General features: G+C 41.8%; 16 protein-coding genes. 1 reads left to right on the plus strand and 15 read right to left on the minus strand.

From position 1 onward, the window contains the following. Window positions 1–15 precede the first annotated feature (15 nt). The 5 genes from mutS to rny form a co-directional block, all read right to left on the minus strand. Window positions 16–2,610 (minus strand): DNA mismatch repair protein MutS, encoded by a 2,595-nt coding sequence (mutS, locus tag HPK16_RS03065; RefSeq protein ID WP_181675544.1) that lies wholly within the window; start codon window positions 2,608–2,610, stop codon window positions 16–18. Between the two features lie 138 nt (window positions 2,611–2,748). Beyond that, window positions 2,749–3,105, minus strand: a complete 357-nt coding sequence (locus tag HPK16_RS03070) for a YlbF/YmcA family competence regulator (RefSeq protein WP_181675545.1) — start codon at window positions 3,103–3,105, stop codon at window positions 2,749–2,751. Window positions 3,106–3,124: 19 nt separating this feature from the next. Continuing rightward, a complete protein-coding gene (locus HPK16_RS03075; RefSeq protein WP_181675546.1) occupies window positions 3,125–3,925 on the minus strand; it encodes a TIGR00282 family metallophosphoesterase in 801 nt (266 codons plus the stop codon). Between the two features lie 63 nt (window positions 3,926–3,988). Then, the gene (locus tag HPK16_RS03080; protein WP_181675547.1) at window positions 3,989–4,486 is read right to left on the minus strand and encodes a GNAT family N-acetyltransferase; all 498 of its coding nucleotides are present in this window, start codon (window positions 4,484–4,486) and stop codon (window positions 3,989–3,991) included. Between the two features lie 127 nt (window positions 4,487–4,613). Continuing rightward, the gene (rny, locus tag HPK16_RS03085; protein WP_181675548.1) at window positions 4,614–6,176 is read right to left on the minus strand and encodes a ribonuclease Y; all 1,563 of its coding nucleotides are present in this window, start codon (window positions 6,174–6,176) and stop codon (window positions 4,614–4,616) included. A 200-nt stretch (window positions 6,177–6,376) separates the two neighbouring features. On the opposite strand from rny, the gene HPK16_RS03090 reads away from it, so the two are divergent. Continuing rightward, window positions 6,377–6,520: a hypothetical protein gene (locus HPK16_RS03090; protein WP_181675549.1), complete on the plus strand. Its 144-nt coding sequence runs from the start codon at window positions 6,377–6,379 to the stop codon at window positions 6,518–6,520. On the opposite strand, the gene recA is transcribed toward HPK16_RS03090, so the two are convergent. The 10 genes from recA to HPK16_RS03140 form a co-directional block, all read right to left on the minus strand. Next, on the minus strand, window positions 6,517–7,563 hold the full coding sequence (gene recA, locus HPK16_RS03095; RefSeq protein WP_181675550.1) for a recombinase RecA: 1,047 nt from the start codon (window positions 7,561–7,563) through the stop codon (window positions 6,517–6,519). The genes HPK16_RS03090 and recA overlap by 4 nt on opposite strands. Window positions 7,564–7,837: 274 nt before the next feature. Then, complete coding sequence (locus tag HPK16_RS03100; RefSeq protein WP_181675551.1) at window positions 7,838–9,100, minus strand: competence/damage-inducible protein A; 1,263 nt, start codon at window positions 9,098–9,100, stop codon at window positions 7,838–7,840. A 91-nt stretch (window positions 9,101–9,191) separates the two neighbouring features. Further along, complete coding sequence (pgsA, locus tag HPK16_RS03105; RefSeq protein WP_181675552.1) at window positions 9,192–9,770, minus strand: CDP-diacylglycerol--glycerol-3-phosphate 3-phosphatidyltransferase; 579 nt, start codon at window positions 9,768–9,770, stop codon at window positions 9,192–9,194. A gap of 120 nt (window positions 9,771–9,890) precedes the next feature. Continuing rightward, window positions 9,891–10,850, minus strand: coding sequence for a helix-turn-helix domain-containing protein (locus HPK16_RS03110; protein ID WP_181675553.1), 960 nt, complete (start codon window positions 10,848–10,850; stop codon window positions 9,891–9,893). A 34-nt stretch (window positions 10,851–10,884) separates the two neighbouring features. Next, window positions 10,885–11,619, minus strand: a complete 735-nt coding sequence (ymfI, locus tag HPK16_RS03115) for an elongation factor P 5-aminopentanone reductase (RefSeq protein WP_181675554.1) — start codon at window positions 11,617–11,619, stop codon at window positions 10,885–10,887. A 148-nt stretch (window positions 11,620–11,767) separates the two neighbouring features. Further along, window positions 11,768–13,051: an EF-P 5-aminopentanol modification-associated protein YfmH gene (gene yfmH / locus HPK16_RS03120; RefSeq protein ID WP_181675555.1), complete on the minus strand. Its 1,284-nt coding sequence runs from the start codon at window positions 13,049–13,051 to the stop codon at window positions 11,768–11,770. Then, window positions 13,044–14,327 carry an EF-P 5-aminopentanol modification-associated protein YfmF gene (yfmF, locus tag HPK16_RS03125; protein ID WP_181675556.1) on the minus strand — a complete coding sequence of 428 codons (1,284 nt, stop codon included), beginning with the start codon at window positions 14,325–14,327 and terminating at the stop codon, window positions 13,044–13,046. Before yfmF ends, yfmH begins: the two co-directional genes overlap by 8 nt. A gap of 123 nt (window positions 14,328–14,450) precedes the next feature. Beyond that, on the minus strand, window positions 14,451–15,401 hold the full coding sequence (locus HPK16_RS03130; protein ID WP_181675557.1) for an ABC transporter permease: 951 nt from the start codon (window positions 15,399–15,401) through the stop codon (window positions 14,451–14,453). Continuing rightward, window positions 15,398–16,450 (minus strand): ABC transporter permease, encoded by a 1,053-nt coding sequence (locus HPK16_RS03135; protein WP_181675558.1) that lies wholly within the window; start codon window positions 16,448–16,450, stop codon window positions 15,398–15,400. The genes HPK16_RS03130 and HPK16_RS03135 overlap by 4 nt, the downstream gene beginning before the upstream one ends. Next, complete coding sequence (locus tag HPK16_RS03140) at window positions 16,443–17,978, minus strand: ATP-binding cassette domain-containing protein (protein WP_181675559.1); 1,536 nt, start codon at window positions 17,976–17,978, stop codon at window positions 16,443–16,445. The genes HPK16_RS03135 and HPK16_RS03140 overlap by 8 nt, the downstream gene beginning before the upstream one ends. Window positions 17,979–18,295 lie beyond the last annotated feature (317 nt).

The raw sequence follows: 18,295 nt of genomic DNA on the forward strand, positions 1-18,295 counted from the left end.
CTTCACCTTGCTTTCTTATTGTTTCGCCTTTTTCTGTAAATCATAGAGCGTCGACATCGCGTCCATCGGCGTCATATGCATCAAATCAATATTTTTAATGACTTTTATTAAAGACTGTTCTTGCTTCGTCCGCACCGTTTTTTCTTCAATCGGGAACATCGATAACTGCACTTCCTCATGTGTTTCAGGCGCACTCACAGCAGTTTCGGCAGGCACGATAATCTTCTCCTCCGAACTCTCCAACTGCTCTAAAATATGACGCGCCCGACCAATCAATTTTTGTGGAAGGTTGGCAAGCTCGGCAACATGAATCCCGTAACTCTTATCTGCTGGACCATCCTCAATTTTGTGAAGAAACACGACTTTCCCATCCTCTTCTACGGCGCTAACATGCACATTATGCATATGAGGTAACGTCTCATCCAAAACGGTCAACTCGTGATAATGCGTGGAAAACAATGTCTTAGCATGCACTTCCTCGTGGATATACTCGATAATCGCTTGCGCCAGAGCCATTCCATCATACGTCGCCGTCCCACGCCCAATCTCATCAAACAGAATCAGACTATCCGCCGTTGCATTCACAATCGCATTACGCGCCTCCAACATCTCCACCATAAACGTACTCTGCCCAGCAATCAAGTCATCCGCAGCACCAATCCGTGTGAAAATTTGATCGAAAACTGGCAACGTCGCTTGTTCCGCAGGGATATAACAACCGACCTGCGCCATAATCGCCGTAAGCGCAATCTGACGCATATACGTACTTTTACCAGACATATTCGGTCCAGTTATCAATAACATACCACGCGACTCGTTCATCACACAGTCGTTCGCTACATAGCTCTGCGTCCCCATCACTTTTTCCACCACAGGATGGCGTCCTTGAATGATTTCCAAATGCCCCGTCTTATTCATAGCCGGCTTCACAAAATGATTGTTCTCACTAATATTAGCAAAACTCTGCAGGCAGTCAATTTCACTGATCACCTTCGCCAATTTTTGCAGACGTTCAATATATTCCTTCACCGTTTCGCGAACCGCAATAAACAGTGAATATTCCAGCTCAATACTTTTTTCTTCTGCATCCAAAATCAGGCGTTCTTTTTCCTTCAAATCAGGCGTGATATAACGCTCCGCATTCGTCAACGTTTGCTTGCGTTCATATCGATTTTCCGGCAATGCCGCAATGTTTGCCTTCGTAACCTCAATATAATAGCCAAATACCCGATTAAAGCCCACTTTTAGCGATTTAATCCCAGTCAATTCGCGCTCTTGGCGTTCCAATTCCGCAATCCATGTTTTCCCGTTACGACTGGCATCCCGATATGTATCTAACTCCGCGTTATAGCCATCCTTGATAATCCCACCCTCGCGAATCGAAATTGGAGGCGACTCATTAATCGAGCGTTCCAACACATCAGCAAGCGCATCACACGGATCAATCTCATCAATAATTCGCGTCAAATTCGGCTGATTCATCGCTTTAAGCGTTTCCTTCACAAGCGGCACCTGATACAGCGAATTCTTCAACTGAATCAAATCACGCGCATTCACATTTCCATAAGCTACACGCCCAGCCAAACGCTCCAAATCATAGACCTGTTTCAACAAGTCCATCAATTCCATCCGTTCAAAATAATGGTTGATAAAACTGTTCACATCCTGTTGGCGCGCCTCAATCGCATCCAGGTGAATAAGCGGACGATCAATCCACTGCTTCAACAAACGCCCACCCATCGCGGTCTTCGTTTGATCCAGCAACCACAATAACGTCCCTTGCTTACCCTTCCCACGAATCGACTCCGACAGCTCCAAATTGCGCTTCGAATAATAGTCCATTTTCATATATTGACTCGTCTCATAGTGAACCGTCTTCTGCAAATGCGACAAATCACGTTTTTGCGTATCAATAAAATAATTCAGCAATTTCGCAATCGCTTTTTTCTCAATCGGATGAATCGTGTTCGTGACCAAACTTTCGTATCCGCTCGGCAAATCATTATTATTCTCATACGAAATAAAGAGTCCCAGCTGCTCACGAACCGCTTCCGGAAACGCCTCACTAAACTCAATCCCCACGACCATTTCCTTCGCAGACAACGTCGTCAACTCATTAATCAGGCGATCCTCACCCATCGCAAGCACCGTCGATTTTAGCTCACCTGTTGAAAGATCACAATAAGCAAAGCCATATTCCTTCTCGTCATGCTGAAAAACCGCCGCAATAAAATTGTTCTCCTTCTCCTTCAAGCCCTTCGACTCCATCATCGTCCCCGGAGAAATCAGCTGAACTACTTCACGTTTCACCATACCTTTGGCAAACTTCGCGTCTTCCACCTGTTCGCAAATTGCCACCTTGTAACCTTTATCAATCAACGTATCTATGTAACCCGCAGCCGCATGATAAGGCACGCCGCACATTGGAATCGGATTATCCGAATTACCAGCACGAGCCGTCAACGTTATTTCCAAAATTTGTGACGCTTGTATCGCATCTTCAAAAAACATCTCATAGAAATCCCCTAATCGGAAAAACAGAAATGCATCTTTATAATTTTCCTTAATCGCTAAGTATTGTTTCATCATCGGCGTCACTTCTACAGCCATTCCAACCAACCCTTTTTCTCTTTGTTTAAAAGTTATTTTGTCCCTCTATTATAACACAATCAAGCTATATCATGAAGAAAAGACGAGTTTTGAACAGAAAGAAACGATGTAGTAATCAAGCACCACATCGTTTCATCCTTATTCCTGTAACTGAGAAGTCACCTTATAGCTAATTTCGTGTGTGATGGCTTGCAACAAATCATTCGCTTCCTCTTGGGAACGCCTGAATTCCTGCACAATTGGCAAATGGTCGATTTCAGCTGTTAATGCATCGATGCCGTCCTCGGTTTGCTTTACCGCTCCGAATTTCTGATAATGTTCTAAATTGACCGCTTCCTTTTGTAATTTCTTGATGTCACCAACTTTGGCGGCCACTTTTTGATTCGTATTAATTTTCGCTTCCGCCGCACGGTAAAATGCAACAGCCTCCGTTGCTTGGAGCGCTGTTTTTAACTCCTGCGCCTTGGCGATTATTTCTTCTTTTTGGTAGGTCAACGTGTGACACCTCCTTTAATCAAAGCGTGAACGGATGGTCCTCGTTAATCAAAATCCGCTCAATTTTAGTAGCGCGCCCAGTCGTATCATTAATGCTAATCATACATCCCGATAAAACAGCGCGCCCAGTCTTAGGAACTTCAAAACGAGAAGGCATAGCAGTCAAGAATCGACGCAAGCTGGCCTCTTTATCCATACCTAAAATACCGTCATAAGGCCCGGTCATGCCAACATCTGTCAAATACGCCGTTCCTTGTGGCAAAATCCGATTATCCGATGTCTGCACGTGCGTATGCGTCCCGACAATCGCGGTTACACGACCATCCACGTACCAGCCCATCGCCTGTTTTTCACTCGTCGTCTCCGCATGGAAATCCACAAAAATAATATTCGTACGTTTCGAGGCTCCCTCGATCAGCTCATCCATTTTGCGGAAGGGATCATCTAAATCCGACATAAAGACACGACCTTGCATATTAATCACCGCAACCTCCAGCTGGTTACTTTTTATAAAAACCAGTCCAGTTCCAGGCGTCGTCTCCTCTGGAAAATTGGCCGGGCGCACCAAATACTTCGCGTCATCGATAAACTCAAAAATATCCCGATTATCCCAAGCATGGTTACCAAGCGTCACCGCATTAGCCCCTTGCTCTAAAAACTGTTTGTAAATTTTCTCCGTAATTCCACGTCCAGCTGCGGCATTCTCTCCGTTAATCACCGTAACCGTCGGACGATACGCCTTCTTTAATTGCGGTAGATACTCGGTAATCATATCACGACCGATAGAGCCTACAACATCCCCAATAAATAATAATTCCATATGCTAATTCCTCACTCTCTATATGTAACCTATTATAACTCGAAACGCGTCAAAATGCCCGTCCTATTTTCCTGTGATCTCACTTCTACGTTCCAACAAAGCAACATCCCGAAAAACGCCATCCATTTCGCCCAGTTTTTCATGCACACAAAGCGTTTTAAATCCGAATTTTTTATGTAACGCAATGCTCGCCGTATTTTCAGGGAAAACCAAGGATTGTAGCGTCCAAAATCCTGCTTTCTCGCTTTCACTCACGATATGAGCCATCAACGCCGTCCCGATTCCTTTTCCAGCCGCCGCGGGATCGATATAAATACTCAGTTCCGCCACACCGCGATAAGAAGGCATGCCGGAAAATGGCAATAATGCAGCCCATCCAATAGCTACCCCGTCCTCCATCACAACGAAGCGACAAACATCCAGATACTTCTGCTCCCAAGCCTCCAATGTCGGCACCTCTTTTTGAAACGTTGCATTGCGCCCCTCAATTCCCATCTGGTAAATACGAGCAACATCCGAATAATTCTCTTTTTTAAAATTTCTGATTTCCCAGTTTTGCATGATATCAAACCCCCATCGTAGATTACTGCATATTATAGCCTTGTTTTTTTGCATCGCGCAAGGAAATTGCTTACCTGTAAACAATAAAACACGTAGCTCCAATGAGGAAACTACGTGTTTTATGTGATTACTTCGCGTACTCTACAGCACGCGTTTCACGGATAACAGTCACTTTTATATGACCAGGGTATTCGAGTTCTTCTTCAATTCGTTTTCTAATGTCTCGTGCTAGGCGATAAGAAGCTAAATCATCGATAGAATCAGGTTCTACGATAATCCGAACTTCGCGTCCAGCTTGAATGGCATAAGATTTCTCTACACCTTCGTAAGACTCGGAAATCTCTTCTAATTTCTCTAAGCGGCGAATGTAATTCTCTAATGTTTCACTACGAGCACCAGGTCTTGCAGCTGATAAGGCGTCTGCTGCTGCCACTAGAACAGCGATAACAGATGTTGCCTCTGTGTCACCATGGTGAGAAGCGATACTATTAATAACAATATCATTTTCCTTGTATTTCGTAGCAAGTTCGACACCGATTTCGACGTGACTACCTTCAATTTCATGGTCAATTGCTTTACCGATATCATGAAGGAGTCCGGCACGTTTAGCCATCGTTACATCTTCACCAAGCTCACTAGCCAGAATTCCAGCTAATTTCGCTACTTCTAACGAGTGATTCAAGACGTTTTGCCCGTAACTTGTACGGTAGCGTAAACGACCAAGAATCTTGATTAAATCTGGGTGTATTGAATGAATACCAACTTCGAATGTCGCTTGTTCTCCAACTTCGCGGATATGTTCATCAACCTCTTTACGAGCTTTGTCGACCATTTCTTCAATCCGTGCTGGGTGAATTCGTCCATCTTGTACGAGTTTCTCCAAAGCGATTCGCGCGATTTCACGGCGAACAGGATCAAATCCGGAAAGGATAACTGCTTCTGGTGTATCATCGATAATTAAATCAATACCAGTGAGCGTTTCCAGTGTACGAATATTACGGCCTTCACGACCAATAATTCGACCTTTCATCTCATCATTCGGTAGAGTTACAACACTTACTGTCGTTTCAGCAACATGATCCGCTGCTGAGCGTTGTATAGCTAAAGAAAGAATATTTTTTGCTTTCTTATCTGCTTCTTCCTTCGCACGAGTTTCAGATTCTTTCACCATCACTGCTGTATCGTGTGTTAGTTCCTCTTCTACTTGGCTCAAGATAACGTTCTTAGCCTCATCCTTGGTAAGGGCAGATATTCTTTCTAACTCTACTTGTTGTTTCCTGCTCATCTCTTCAACTTTGCTTTCTTTTTCTTCAATTTGTTGTTGACGTTTACTGATACTCTCCTCTTTTCTTTCAAGAGTTGCTTCCCTTTTACTTAAAGAAGTATCTTTTCTGTCGAGGTTTTCCTCCCTTTGCAATAAGCGATTTTCTGATTTTTGTAATTCCCCTCTTCGCCCACGAAGTTCATTTTCGATTTCAGTACGTAACTTATGATTCTCTTCTTTTCCTTCAAGTAATGCTTCTTTCTTCAAGGTTTCTGCTTCTTTTTTAGCGTCTTCCATGATTAATTCAGCCGTTCCTCTAGCAGCGGCAAGTTTCCGCTCAGAGCTTGATTTATAAATTAGAGAACCAACAACCAGACCGACGATCAAGAAAAGCAAGCTGGAGATGATTGTGATTACGAGTTCCATCCTTACACCTCCTTTGCTATTCAATTCTTTTTAATGGTTATGTCGGTTGTCAGAAATGTTCCTGACACGCGTGTATTTTTTCATTTTTAAATGTAAAATATACAATCTAATTCTATCTGTCAATCCATGTATTGTCAAGGAAAGCGCAAAGATGTAAACGGAATCAAAAAAATCCTCATAAAAAAAGGAATTTATAGCAAGTGGAGGGTATTAAAAACAAAGATAATGGGCTGGGGCATAACTTGAAATCTAGCTCTAAAAACGCAAAAAAAAAAGAAAAACAGGAAATCCTGCATGGAGCCATTATAAAAATGGTTCTATACGAGATTCCTGCTTATGATTAATCTTCATCAAGTAGATTAATTTCTTCTGGTAAAGCTTCTTCTGATAAGTTAGGTTTTACGTCGATTTCGTATTCTTGACGTACGCGTTTTGAGATTTCATCGCGAATTTCTGGATGTTCTTTCAGATATTGTTTCGCATTCTCACGACCTTGGCCGATACGCTCTTCGTTGTAAGAATACCATGAACCACTCTTATTGATAACGTCAATTTCAGACGCCATATCAACAAGTTCACCTTCACGTGAAATACCGAAACCATACATAACGTCTACTTCAGCAACACGGAATGGTGGCGCAACTTTGTTTTTTACGACTTTAATTTTTGTTTTGTTCCCAATAACGTCTGTCCCTTGTTTTAGTTGTTCTGCACGTCTTACTTCTAAACGAACAGTAGAGTAAAACTTAAGGGCACGTCCACCTGGAGTTATCTCAGGATTACCGAACATAACGCCTACTTTTTCACGAATTTGGTTGATGAAAATTGCGATTGTCTTGGATTTATTAATTGCACCAGATAATTTACGCAAAGCTTGGGACATAAGACGGGCTTGTAAACCAACGTGAGAGTCTCCCATTTCGCCTTCGATTTCGGCACGTGGTACAAGTGCTGCTACGGAGTCAATAACCAAAATATCGACAGCACCACTACGAACTAAGGCTTCGGCGATTTCCAATGCCTGTTCCCCAGTGTCTGGCTGTGACAGCAATAGCTCATCAATGTTAACGCCAAGATTCTTCGCATAGGCTGGATCTAATGCGTGCTCCGCATCGATAAATGCTGCTGTTCCACCTTGTGCTTGTACTTCTGCAATAGCGTGTAAAGCAACGGTTGTTTTACCTGAGCTCTCTGGTCCGTATACTTCGATGATTCTTCCTCGTGGATAACCACCGACTCCAAGTGCGATATCGAGAGCTAAAGAGCCACTTGATATCGTAGAAATATTATGATCTGATTGTTCCCCTAACTTCATAATGGAACCTTTACCAAATTGTTTCTCGATTTGTTTTAACGCCTGATCTAAGGCCGCTTGACGATCACTCACATTATTGCCTCCTAGTCTTTATATATATCTAATTTCATGTAAAAACATTGCTTACCATATACAATTTAGTGGTTGTTTTTACTGCCTATAGATACTATACCTTATTTTTTGAAGATATACAAGCAAAAAGCGAATATTTGTTCGTATTTTTTCTGCGCACGATATTTTTCTCTGTCCGCGGTAACATTCCCTTCCTAACCGTGCCTTTATTATAGCCGTTTTGTAAGTATTCGTCTAACCTTTTTTTAAGGCTGTTTGCGTTGATTTTGCACCCTTATTTCTCTTTTTTATCGAATTTCTCGTCCAAAAAAGCTTTAATCAGCGCAAAACCTTCTTTTACAGCTCGGCGGCGATTATAATTACGGTCGCGATTGAAGATATAACGGTAAGCTAACGTAGGATTACCAACAACGCTGAGGCCAATCCATACAGTCCCAACAGGATTTCCTTCTAGCGATTCAGGACCAGCAACACCAGTAAAACTTATTCCCATATCTGTTTTGCAGAGTTTGCGAATGTTATCTGCCATTTCTATCGCACAAGCTTGGCTGACAACGCCTTCTTGTTCAATCGTTTCATTGGAGACGTGTAACAATTCGTGCTTTATCTCTGAACTATATGTGACCATGCCACCTTTGAAAATTTTAGATATTCCCGTCGTGCCCCCGAATTCTGCTTGAAATAAGCCTGCTGTGAGGCTCTCTGCGGCGGAAATAGTCATGTTGGCTTCCATGAGTTGTTGGATGACTAAATCGACGAGTGTGACGTCCCCTGAGCCGTATATGTAAGCCCCGTCGCGCTTAATAATTTCTTCTTCTGTCTCCGCAATCAACCGCAACGCTTCTTCTCTTGTTGTTGCGGAAGCAGTAAGTCGGATGACAACTTCATTTTCCCCGGCATAGGTCGCAATGGTCGGGTTGGTTTGTGATGCAATCATATCTTTTAAATCGTCCGCTAATTTCGACTCGCCAATGCCGAAAAAACGTATTATTTTGGATTCTAATATAATTTCGCGTTCGCTATTTTTAAGTAACAAAGGTTTGGCATATTTCGTGAACATCGGTTGCATTTCTGACGGTGGACCAGGAAGTAAAATATAGGTATGCGCCTTTTCTTCTAAAAACATCCCTGCGGCAAAGCCAAAATCATTGGATAAAACGTGCGAACCTGCGATGATTTCTGCTTGACGTTTGTTATTTTCGGACATTTTATCTTTTCTCGCTGCAAAAAAACTTTCTATTTTCGTCAGATGTTCCGCATCATAAATAATACCTTTCGCCAGGTACCCAGCGAGAACTTGTTTGGTAATATCGTCTTCTGTGGGTCCTAATCCACCAGAAAAGATCAAGATATCGCTGCGTTTCTCGGCAATTTCAATGACTTTTTTCAAGCGTTCGGGGTTATCTCCAACAACGGTATGATGGTATACATAAACGCCACATTCGGCAAGCTCTTTTGAGATGAAGGCGGCATTAGAATTCACGATTTGTCCTAACAATAGTTCGGTTCCAACTGCAATAATTTCTGCACTACGCATAAAAACACGTCCTTTCTACTTCTTATATATTACAACTTCCTATTTGAAAGACAAGAAAAACGACCTATCCTAGTGATAGATCGCTTTTAAATTACATAGAACCTTTAAAGATATTCCGGTTTTTGTAGAAATAATCCCAGCCTGACCAGACAGTGAAGAAGGCACAAACATATAGGAATACAAGATCAATGCGAATACCAGTCCATTCGAACGGCCAGTTGTGGAGCAGCAATAATGGGATTGCAATCATTTGTGTAAATGTCTTGATTTTACCCAGTTGCCCAGCTGCCATTACTTCGCCGCCTTCTACAAGGAGTAATCGCAAGCCTGTTACCGCAAACTCGCGGCTGATGATGATAATGATAACCCAAGATGGTGCAAGATGTTGTTCTACTAAAATGATAAAAGCCGCAGCGACAAGCAATTTATCGGCTAACGGATCGGCAAATTTACCGAAGTTTGTAATTAGGTTATACTTCCTCGCTAAATGGCCGTCAAACCAGTCTGTTAACGCGGCTACAATAAAAATAATTGCAGCGATAATGTTAGAAACAGGAATAGTAGAATCAAGCCATGTGACTGTTCCAAGTCCTAGCGGAGCTACGCATAATACGACAAAAATTGGTATCAAAATGATGCGGGCTACCGTTATTTTATTAGGTAAGTTCATCTTTTTTCATCCCCTCTTAAAGTAAAAATATGTAATAACGCAGCGTGGCAATAAACGCTTATTTTCATGCTTGATGCAAGAGGAGTAAGCATTTATCGCCACGCTGTCATAAAAAATCTGTTATTCCGCGCTACTGTCTGAACTAGTATCAGACGAATCGGAAGTTGTTCCAGTATCTGTACTTGCAGCCAGATTAATCGTTAATTTTTGCGTAATGGAATCTTTAGCTAATTCCGCCGCTTGATCATTGATTTTCATTGTTACTGGTGTGGCATTTCCGACGGTTATCTTGGCAGATTTACTGCTTGCCAAATCGAATGTTTTCGTTTCACCGTCAGCGATAATACCGCCAAAGATGCTTGAATCAGCGTCGTCGGTTACTTGAATCCAACTTTCGCCACCAGATAAGGTGAAAGTTACAGAAAGCTTGTCTGCGTTAGAAACGGTGTATGTCGTTGCATTTCCAGACGTTTCAGCTTTAATTTCTGTTTTCTTTGGTTCTTCTTTTTTCTCAGGTGTTGTATCTTTTTTAGTATCTTCTTTTTTGGTTGTTGTGTCTTTCTTGGTGTCGGAATCACTCTTCGTTCCGTCGTCCACTTTGATTGTTGAATCCCCAGTGCTCGTGTTTTTTACTTCATTACCTGACCCGCCAGCGTTGTAGAAGGCGAAATACCAAATTACGAAGCCGATAACGACGATGAATAGGGCAATCAGAATTTTTGGAACGAGTCCGAATACGGAATGTGTTGTATGCGGATTGTCATTGCCCGGTTGACTTGCAGCCAGTGGAGCGCGACGTTGCTGCGCTCGTGTGATTTGCTCGTTTACAACAGCTTCTTGACTCGTAGCTGGAACTTCATTCTCAAATTCTTGAAAAAGTTCTTCGCTATTTAAATCAACAGCCTCTGCGTACTGCTTAATAAACGCGCGTGCATAAAATTTACCTGGCATTACAGCATAATTGCCTTCTTCAATTGCGACAAGATAGCGCTTTTGAATCTTTGTTATTTGTTGTAGATCATCAAGACTGAGACCTTTTGTTCGCCTTGCATTTTTGAGTTTCTCACCTAGTTCGGTCAATTTTAAACACCTACCATTACATAAAATCTTTTTCTTACCTCATAAACCATCCACCATCTAGACGCATCGTTTGTCCAGTTATATAACTTGCGCGCTCGCTTGCTAAAAAGACGACCACTTCCCCAACCTCACTCGGTTTTGCAAATCGGTGCATCGGGATATCCGTTAATAGAGCTGTCTTCTCTTCCTCGTCAAAAAGGGGATTCATTTTTGTATCTACCATTCCTGGAGATACTACATTGACAGTTGTGCCTGATGCGGCTACTTCTTGAGCCAACGCTTTACAAAAAGCAATCTGAGCTCCTTTTACGGCCGAATAAGCCACTTCCATCGCAGCCCCAACTTCTCCCCAGATAGAACTAATAAAAATAATTCGTCCAGCGTCACTTCGTTGCAACTTCGGAATCCATTTTTGCAATAATTGCATCGGAAAATGAACATGGATATCCCATAAATTCTTTATCTCCTGGTCAGGCATGTCTTGGAATAAGCCATAATAGCTATTTCCAGCAGCGTGAACAAATACATCTAATTGAAAAATTGATTCTTGCAACCGTGATATGGCATCAGAATTAGTAAAATCAGCTTGAATCGGGATAACATCTACCTCAAAAAGAACTAACTCTTCTCGCAGTAGTGCAATCGCCTTCTCGTTACGATAATAATGTAAATATAGGTGAAATCCCTGTTTTGCAAGCGCAATCGCGATTTCTCTTCCTATGTCTCCACTCGCTCCAGTAACTAGCGCGTATTTCGTATCTTCTCTCAAAGCCGATTATTCCCTTCTATCTATTTCTTTCATCATAGCATGACTCGTCTCAAAATACCATTTTTTTTATCAAGTTAAAGAAATCTTAAAGATTCTCAGCATGGTGGAAGTCATGTGAAGCAGTTTGTCAGGGGTCCGCCACAGGCTTTCACTCAGGAACAATTTGGAATGTTGTTATACGATCCTCTATATAAATTCGTTTCAAGAAAGCTTCTACATCCGCTACCGTAACAGCTTCAATGGCAGGTAAGATGTCAAATAAAGATGCTTCTTCAAAAATATATTGCGAAAACTGGTTTGCGATAAATTCCGGTGAATTCAACGAGCGCAGGAATTGCCCCATTTTTTTGCGTTTTAGAAGTTCCAAATCGGTTTCTTTAAATCCAGTTTTTAAGGCTTTTTCGAACGTTTCCTTAATTTTTTGTTCCTGTAAATCTGGGTCTTTTGCGTCGCCACCAACTAGAACAAAGGAGAAGCTGTCTTGTAAACTATAATCAAATCCGAACGTGTCGTCAATAATACCTTGGTCGTATAATTCTAAATAGGCGTCTGATGTCGTGCCAAACATTAATTCCAGCAAGATATCTGCGGTCATTTCATGTTGCACAGCCTCTTTTCCACGCAACAAACCGATATCCTCTTTAATCGCTACGAGATTTTTCGCGATTTGAACGGGGAATTTCAATGTTTTTTTTGCAACAGCTACAGATTTCGGTTCATCTGGGAAATGGCGCTTCACAGGTTTTGCCGGTGCAAATGATTTTTTCGCTTGGTTATTGCGGACTTGTTCAATCGCTTGTTCCGGATCCACGTTGCCAACGATAAATAGAATCATGTTGCTTGGGTGGTAAAACGTGTTGTAGCAAAGATATAGCAAGTCTTTGTCGATTTCTGCGATCGATTCGACGGTACCTGCGATGTCAATTTTTACAGGATGATGATGGTACATGTTTTCAATTGCGCCGAAATAAACACGGAAATCCGCATCGTCATCGTACATTTGGATTTCTTGCCCAATAATGCCTTTTTCCTTTTCAACAGTTTCTTCTGTAAAATAAGGTTCTTGCACAAAATCGACAAGTGTTTCTAGGTTTTCTTCGACGTTAGATGTGCTTGAGAAGAGGTATGCCGTTCGTGTGAATGATGTGAAAGCATTGGTAAAAGCGCCTTTTTCGCCGAATTTGAAAAACACATCGCCATCTTCTTTTTCGAAAAGTTTATGCTCTAAAAAATGCGCAATACCGTCTGGAACGCGCGTGAATGCTTCTTGACCTAGTGGCACGAATTCATTGTCAATCGAACCGTAATTCGTGGTGAAAATCGCGAAAGTCTTGCTAAAACCGTGTTTTGGCAGAACATATACTTGTAAACCATTATCTAACGTTTCATAATAAACAGCTTCTTTTAATTGATCGTAGCTTTTTTTATTCATTTGAATCGGCTCCTTTGCTTAGGAAATAGATCGTGTCGAGTTCAAACGATTCTGCGGCAGCAACTACTTCTTCTTTTGTAACCTCGGAAATACGTTTTAACCAGTTTGTTAGGTCAAGGTTTGCTTTTTTCAATGTGTTATTATAGGCAAGTTCAATCAGGCCTTGCGCTTGGTCATTAGCCTCTAGTAATTGATTCGATAGCATCGCTTTCGTCTGAGATAACTCTTCTTCTGTGAAATCACCAGCTTGCATCGCCCCCACTTGTTCTTTGATGATTGTCAGCGCTTGATCATAATTTTTCTCATCAATACCTGCAGAAATCAGCATGAAACCGTGGAACGAATCAATTCGACTGCTCGCATAATATGCCAAACTTGCTTTTTCACGAACATTAATAAAAATTTTCGAGTTAGCAAAGCCACCAAGTAAACCGTTGGCGAGCTGTAATGGCACATAGGCATCTTCGCCAAACAAAATATTTGTGCGATACCCAAGAACCAGTTTTCCTTGATTGATCGGTTGATTTTCTTTTATGGTGTTAATATTTTGAGGATGAATCGGCGCTATGACATCCAAATCGCGGTATTCCCGGTTTGCAAATGGAAGCTCTTTAATAAGCGGAATAACGTCCTCTTTCTGTACATCACCACAAATGAATAAATCAATCGTATCTTCAGCTAAAAATTGTTGGTAATAGTCATATAAATCAGCACTCGTGATGTTTGGAATGTCTTCCAATACGCCAGCTGCTCCGTATTTGTAGTTCTCGTCGGCGAACATAATCTCGGTTAAGCGTTTGTTGGCATAACGAATCTTATCATCGTATACACTTTCCAAGCGTTGTGCCAAATTCTCTTTTTCACGGGCAACGGTTGCATCATGGAAGCTACCATTTGTCACGTTAGGGTTGAAAATGATTTCCTGAATAAGCGTGAAAGCTTGTTGGAGCAACGTGTCGCCATTAGGCACGAATTGGCCATCAACCATATCGAGAACGGCCGTAATAATATGCTCATTCCCTTTTTTGTCTACGGATGCATAAAAATTAGCGCCGTATAAACTCGCTAGTTCTTTACGGAAAGCAGTTTGTGTCGGGTATTTCTTCGTATTTGTTTCGATTAATGCCGCGATTAATGCGCGTTTTGTTGTTGTAGCACGGTTGAGTGGTGCTCTGAATTTAAATACAATTTTATTGGATTTATATTTGTCAGAAGGAATAAGCGTTAACTGAATGGCGCCAACTTGTTCTTTATATTCCTGTTTTTGAGTTGTCATAAAAAAATCCCTCCTTATTTGGCTAAGCACTGTTTATTGTACCTTATAATCCCTCGCTAAACAAATGCTATAGACTAAAAAACACCCAATTTCGCGAATACTGACGAAATCGGGTGTTTCTTGTTATTTTCCTTTGATATAGTTGACGCCATCTGCTTTAGGTGCTTCGGATTTACCGATAAGGCCAACTAGAGCAAGAATCGTTAATACGTATGGTGCAACTTGCAAGTAGACATCTGGAATTCCGCTGAAGAATGGTAGTTGCCCACTGATAATGCTCAGACACTGCGCAAATCCGAAGAAAATCGCAGCTCCCATGGCACCAAGCGGATTCCATTTACCAAAAATCATCGCGGCCAGGGCCATATAACCTTGCCCAGAAATCGTCGCATGTCCGAAATCAAGCGTAAAGGATTGGGCATAAACTGCGCCACCTAATCCACCTAGAATACCAGAAATGATGACACCTTGGTATCTCATCCAACGAACTTTGATTCCCATTGTGTCTGCTGCTAGTGGATGTTCCCCAACTGAGCGAAGACGCAAGCCAAATCGTGTTTTATAGATGACAAACCAAGATATAATCGCTACAAGAATGGCGACATAACTCATGACTGGGACGTTTTTGAAGAAAATATCGCCAATCACTGGAATATCTTTTAAAACTGGGATATCTGGTTTTCCGAAATAGTGTTTAATTTGATCGGTTTGCCCTTTGTCATAGATAACTTTGACAAGAAATAGGGAGATACCGAGTGCTAAAAAGTTAATCGCGACACCACTGATAACATGGTCAGCACGGAAATTAATCGTTGCTACGGCATGTACGAGTGAGAAAACACCACCGACAAACATACCGGCCAAAAGCGCAACCCAAGGCGTCCAGTCACCGAAAACATCAGCAAACGTTAAGTTAAAGACGATGGATGAAAAGGCCCCCATAATCATCATACCTTCGAGACCGATATTGACAACCCCGCCTCGTTCAGAGAAAACGCCACCGAGCGCTGTGAAAATGAGTGGTCCAGCCATCAATAATGTACTAGAGACAATAATCGCTAAAGTCGAAATCATTTTGTTTTCGCCCCCTTCGCAAATTTATCCATTGCCCAGCGGATAATATAACTGGATGCAACGAAGAAGATAATAAGCGCGATAACCACGTTTACTAGCTCATTTGGAACTCCAGCGACAGCAGGCATGTTTAGCGATCCTACTTTTAGCGCTCCGAATAGAATGGCGGAGAAAATAATACCGATTGGTGAGTTACCACCAAGTAACGCAACAGCAATACCATCAAATCCAGTACCAGGAGATGTCGGCAATACATAAGCCGTACCATAGTTTCCAAGGCCTTCCATTGCGCCTGCAAGTCCGGCAAGTCCACCTGCGATAATCATCGAGATGACAATCGTTTTCGCGACGCTCATCCCTGCATATTTAGAGGCATTTTGGTTGAATCCGACTGATTTCAGCTCATAACCAAATGTCGTTTTATTGATGACAAGCCACATAATAAGTGCGCAACCGACCGCAATCAAGATTCCCCAGTGAAGTGACGAGTATTGCGTCATTTCTTGTAAGAACGGTGATTGCAACGAAGCGGATGCTGGAACTTCTTTTGTTTTGTCCATTTGTTTCGTGAGCACGTTTTGCACGATATAGTTGAAAATATAAAGCGCCGTATAGTTTAACATGATGGTGACGATAACTTCATTCACTTTTAGCGTGGCTTTTAGAATCCCGGGAATAAAAGCCCAGAAAGCACCACAGATGATACCAGCTAAAAGAGCAAGTGGTAAGTGAATCCATTTATCTAAGCCGTCGAATGTTAAGCCAACCGCAACGGCACCAATCCACCCCATTAGGAGCTGACCTTCTGCCCCAATGTTGAAAAGTCCGGCTTTGAAGGCAATCGCGATGGATAGACCGACTAAGATATAAGGCGTTGCTTGGCGGATTGTTTCTCCGAGATAGAAGGAATCGCCGAATGCACCTTGGAATAGGGCAATATAGGCATCTACTGGATTATATCCGAAAAGTAACATGATGAGGGCTCCGAAAAGTAAGCCAAGGATAACAGCTGTAATCGGGATGACGAGGGCTTGTATTTTCTTAGACATGTGTTTTCTCCCCCGTTTCCGCTTTTGCTGATCCAGCCATTAGAAGGCCGAGTTCTTGCTCTGTCGTTTCTTCCGGTTTCACGATAGCTACGATTTTACCTTCGTAAATGACAGCAATTCGATCGCTCACATTCATGATTTCGTCGAGTTCAAAGGACATTAACAAAATCGCTTTTCCTTCGTCCCGTTGCTCGATAAGACGTCTATGAATAAATTCAATCGCCCCAACATCAAGGCCACGCGTAGGTTGTGCCGCAATGAGAAAATCAGGATTTCGGCTAATTTCACGGGCAATAATCGCTTTTTGCTGATTCCCACCGGAAAGTGCTTTAGCCGCAACGTATTCGCTACTTGTACGAACGTCGTATTCTTCAATAAGCTTGCGAGCAAAGTCATACATTTCTTTATGATTCAAGAAACCTTTGTTAGAGATTGGTTTTTGATAATAGGTTTGTAAGGCGATATTTTCGCCAAGTGACATTTCTAGAACAAGACCATGTTTATGACGATCTTCTGGAATGTGACCGAGGCCTGATTCCGTGATGCGACGCGGTTTCTTGTTTTCGATATGCTCCCCTTTTAGTAGAATCGAGCCATTTGTTGTTTTTGTTAATCCGGAAATAGCTTGGATAAGTTCGCTTTGACCATTTCCATCGACCCCAGCGATACCAACGATTTCACCAGCACGCACGGTAAGATTTAGGCCACGAACGCTTTCGACGCCACGACTTTCTTTTACGACAAGGTCTTTTACTTCAAGTACATCTTGACCAGGATTAGCAGGCGTTTTCTCAGTTGTAAAGACGACTTCACGACCAACCATGAGATTTGCCAGCGCTTGTGGACTTGTTTCAGGAACATTGACGGTTCCCATGCCCTTACCACGACGAATAACGGTGACACGATCGCAAACGTCCATAATCTCTTTTAATTTATGTGTGATGAGAATAATCGATTTACCCTCTTTAATAAGTGTGCGCATAATAGAGATAAGTTCTTTAATCTCTTGCGGCGTCAGAACAGCAGTCGGTTCATCAAAAATAAGAATATCTGCGCCACGATATAACGTCTTTAAAATTTCAACACGTTGTTGCATACCAATCGAGATATCACTTATTTTAGCGTTTGGATCTACTTTCAAGCCGTAGCGATCTGAGATGGCACGGATTTCTTCAATGGCCTTCTTCTTTTCGATTACGCCAAACTTGCTTGGTTCTTTCCCTAAAATAATATTTTCGGCTACAGTAAATTTATCGACAAGCATAAAATGTTGATGCACCATACCGATTCCGAGGTCATTAGCTTTGTTGGGGCTATTAATTGCCTCTACGCTTCCGTTGACACGAATTTCGCCACCATCTGGTTCATAAAGTCCGAACAAAACATTCATCAGTGTTGATTTCCCAGCACCATTCTCACCTAGCAGCGCGTGAATTTCGCCACGCTTTAGCTGTAAGGTAATGTTATCGTTTGCTACAAACCCAGAAAATTCCTTTCTGATCCCTAACATTTCAATAACATAATCCACTGTCTCACTCCCTTTATAATAGCTGATATCCACTTTTTTACGTGAATGGATTGATTTCTTTTTTGATGTAAACCGTTTTACAAGATCTGCATGTATGTAAAAAAGTTCTCTCTTAATTCGTGAATAAAGCGAAGTATGTAATCTTCCAAAAAAGTCATCACCTTATTCTATTTCTAAATGCGCCACATTGCAATTCCTTTTTCGCAAAAAAGCATAAAAATAGACGATATTTTATAAAAATATGCTTTTTGACCTAAGATTAGAGAATATAATCCAACATTTTATAGGTTAAAACGCTTACAATGCGAACGAAAAAT

It is taken from the genome of Paenilisteria rustica, assembly GCF_013820765.1.
GTDB classification, from domain to species: domain Bacteria; phylum Bacillota; class Bacilli; order Lactobacillales; family Listeriaceae; genus Listeria_A; species Listeria_A rustica.

Coding starts and splice junctions, on each gene's coding strand:
- mutS (WP_181675544.1), bottom strand. CDS start 2,610: ATGGCTGTAGAAGTGACGCCGATGATGAAACAATACTTAGCGATTAAG.
- HPK16_RS03075 (WP_181675546.1), bottom strand. CDS start 3,925: ATGGAATTATTATTTATTGGGGATGTTGTAGGCTCTATCGGTCGTGAT.
- HPK16_RS03080 (WP_181675547.1), bottom strand. CDS start 4,486: ATGCAAAACTGGGAAATCAGAAATTTTAAAAAAGAGAATTATTCGGAT.
- rny (WP_181675548.1), bottom strand. CDS start 6,176: ATGGAACTCGTAATCACAATCATCTCCAGCTTGCTTTTCTTGATCGTC.
- HPK16_RS03100 (WP_181675551.1), bottom strand. CDS start 9,100: ATGCGTAGTGCAGAAATTATTGCAGTTGGAACCGAACTATTGTTAGGA.
- pgsA (WP_181675552.1), bottom strand. CDS start 9,770: ATGAACTTACCTAATAAAATAACGGTAGCCCGCATCATTTTGATACCA.
- yfmH (WP_181675555.1), bottom strand. CDS start 13,051: ATGAATAAAAAAAGCTACGATCAATTAAAAGAAGCTGTTTATTATGAA.
- yfmF (WP_181675556.1), bottom strand. CDS start 14,327: ATGACAACTCAAAAACAGGAATATAAAGAACAAGTTGGCGCCATTCAG.
- HPK16_RS03130 (WP_181675557.1), bottom strand. CDS start 15,401: ATGATTTCGACTTTAGCGATTATTGTCTCTAGTACATTATTGATGGCT.
- HPK16_RS03135 (WP_181675558.1), bottom strand. CDS start 16,450: ATGTCTAAGAAAATACAAGCCCTCGTCATCCCGATTACAGCTGTTATC.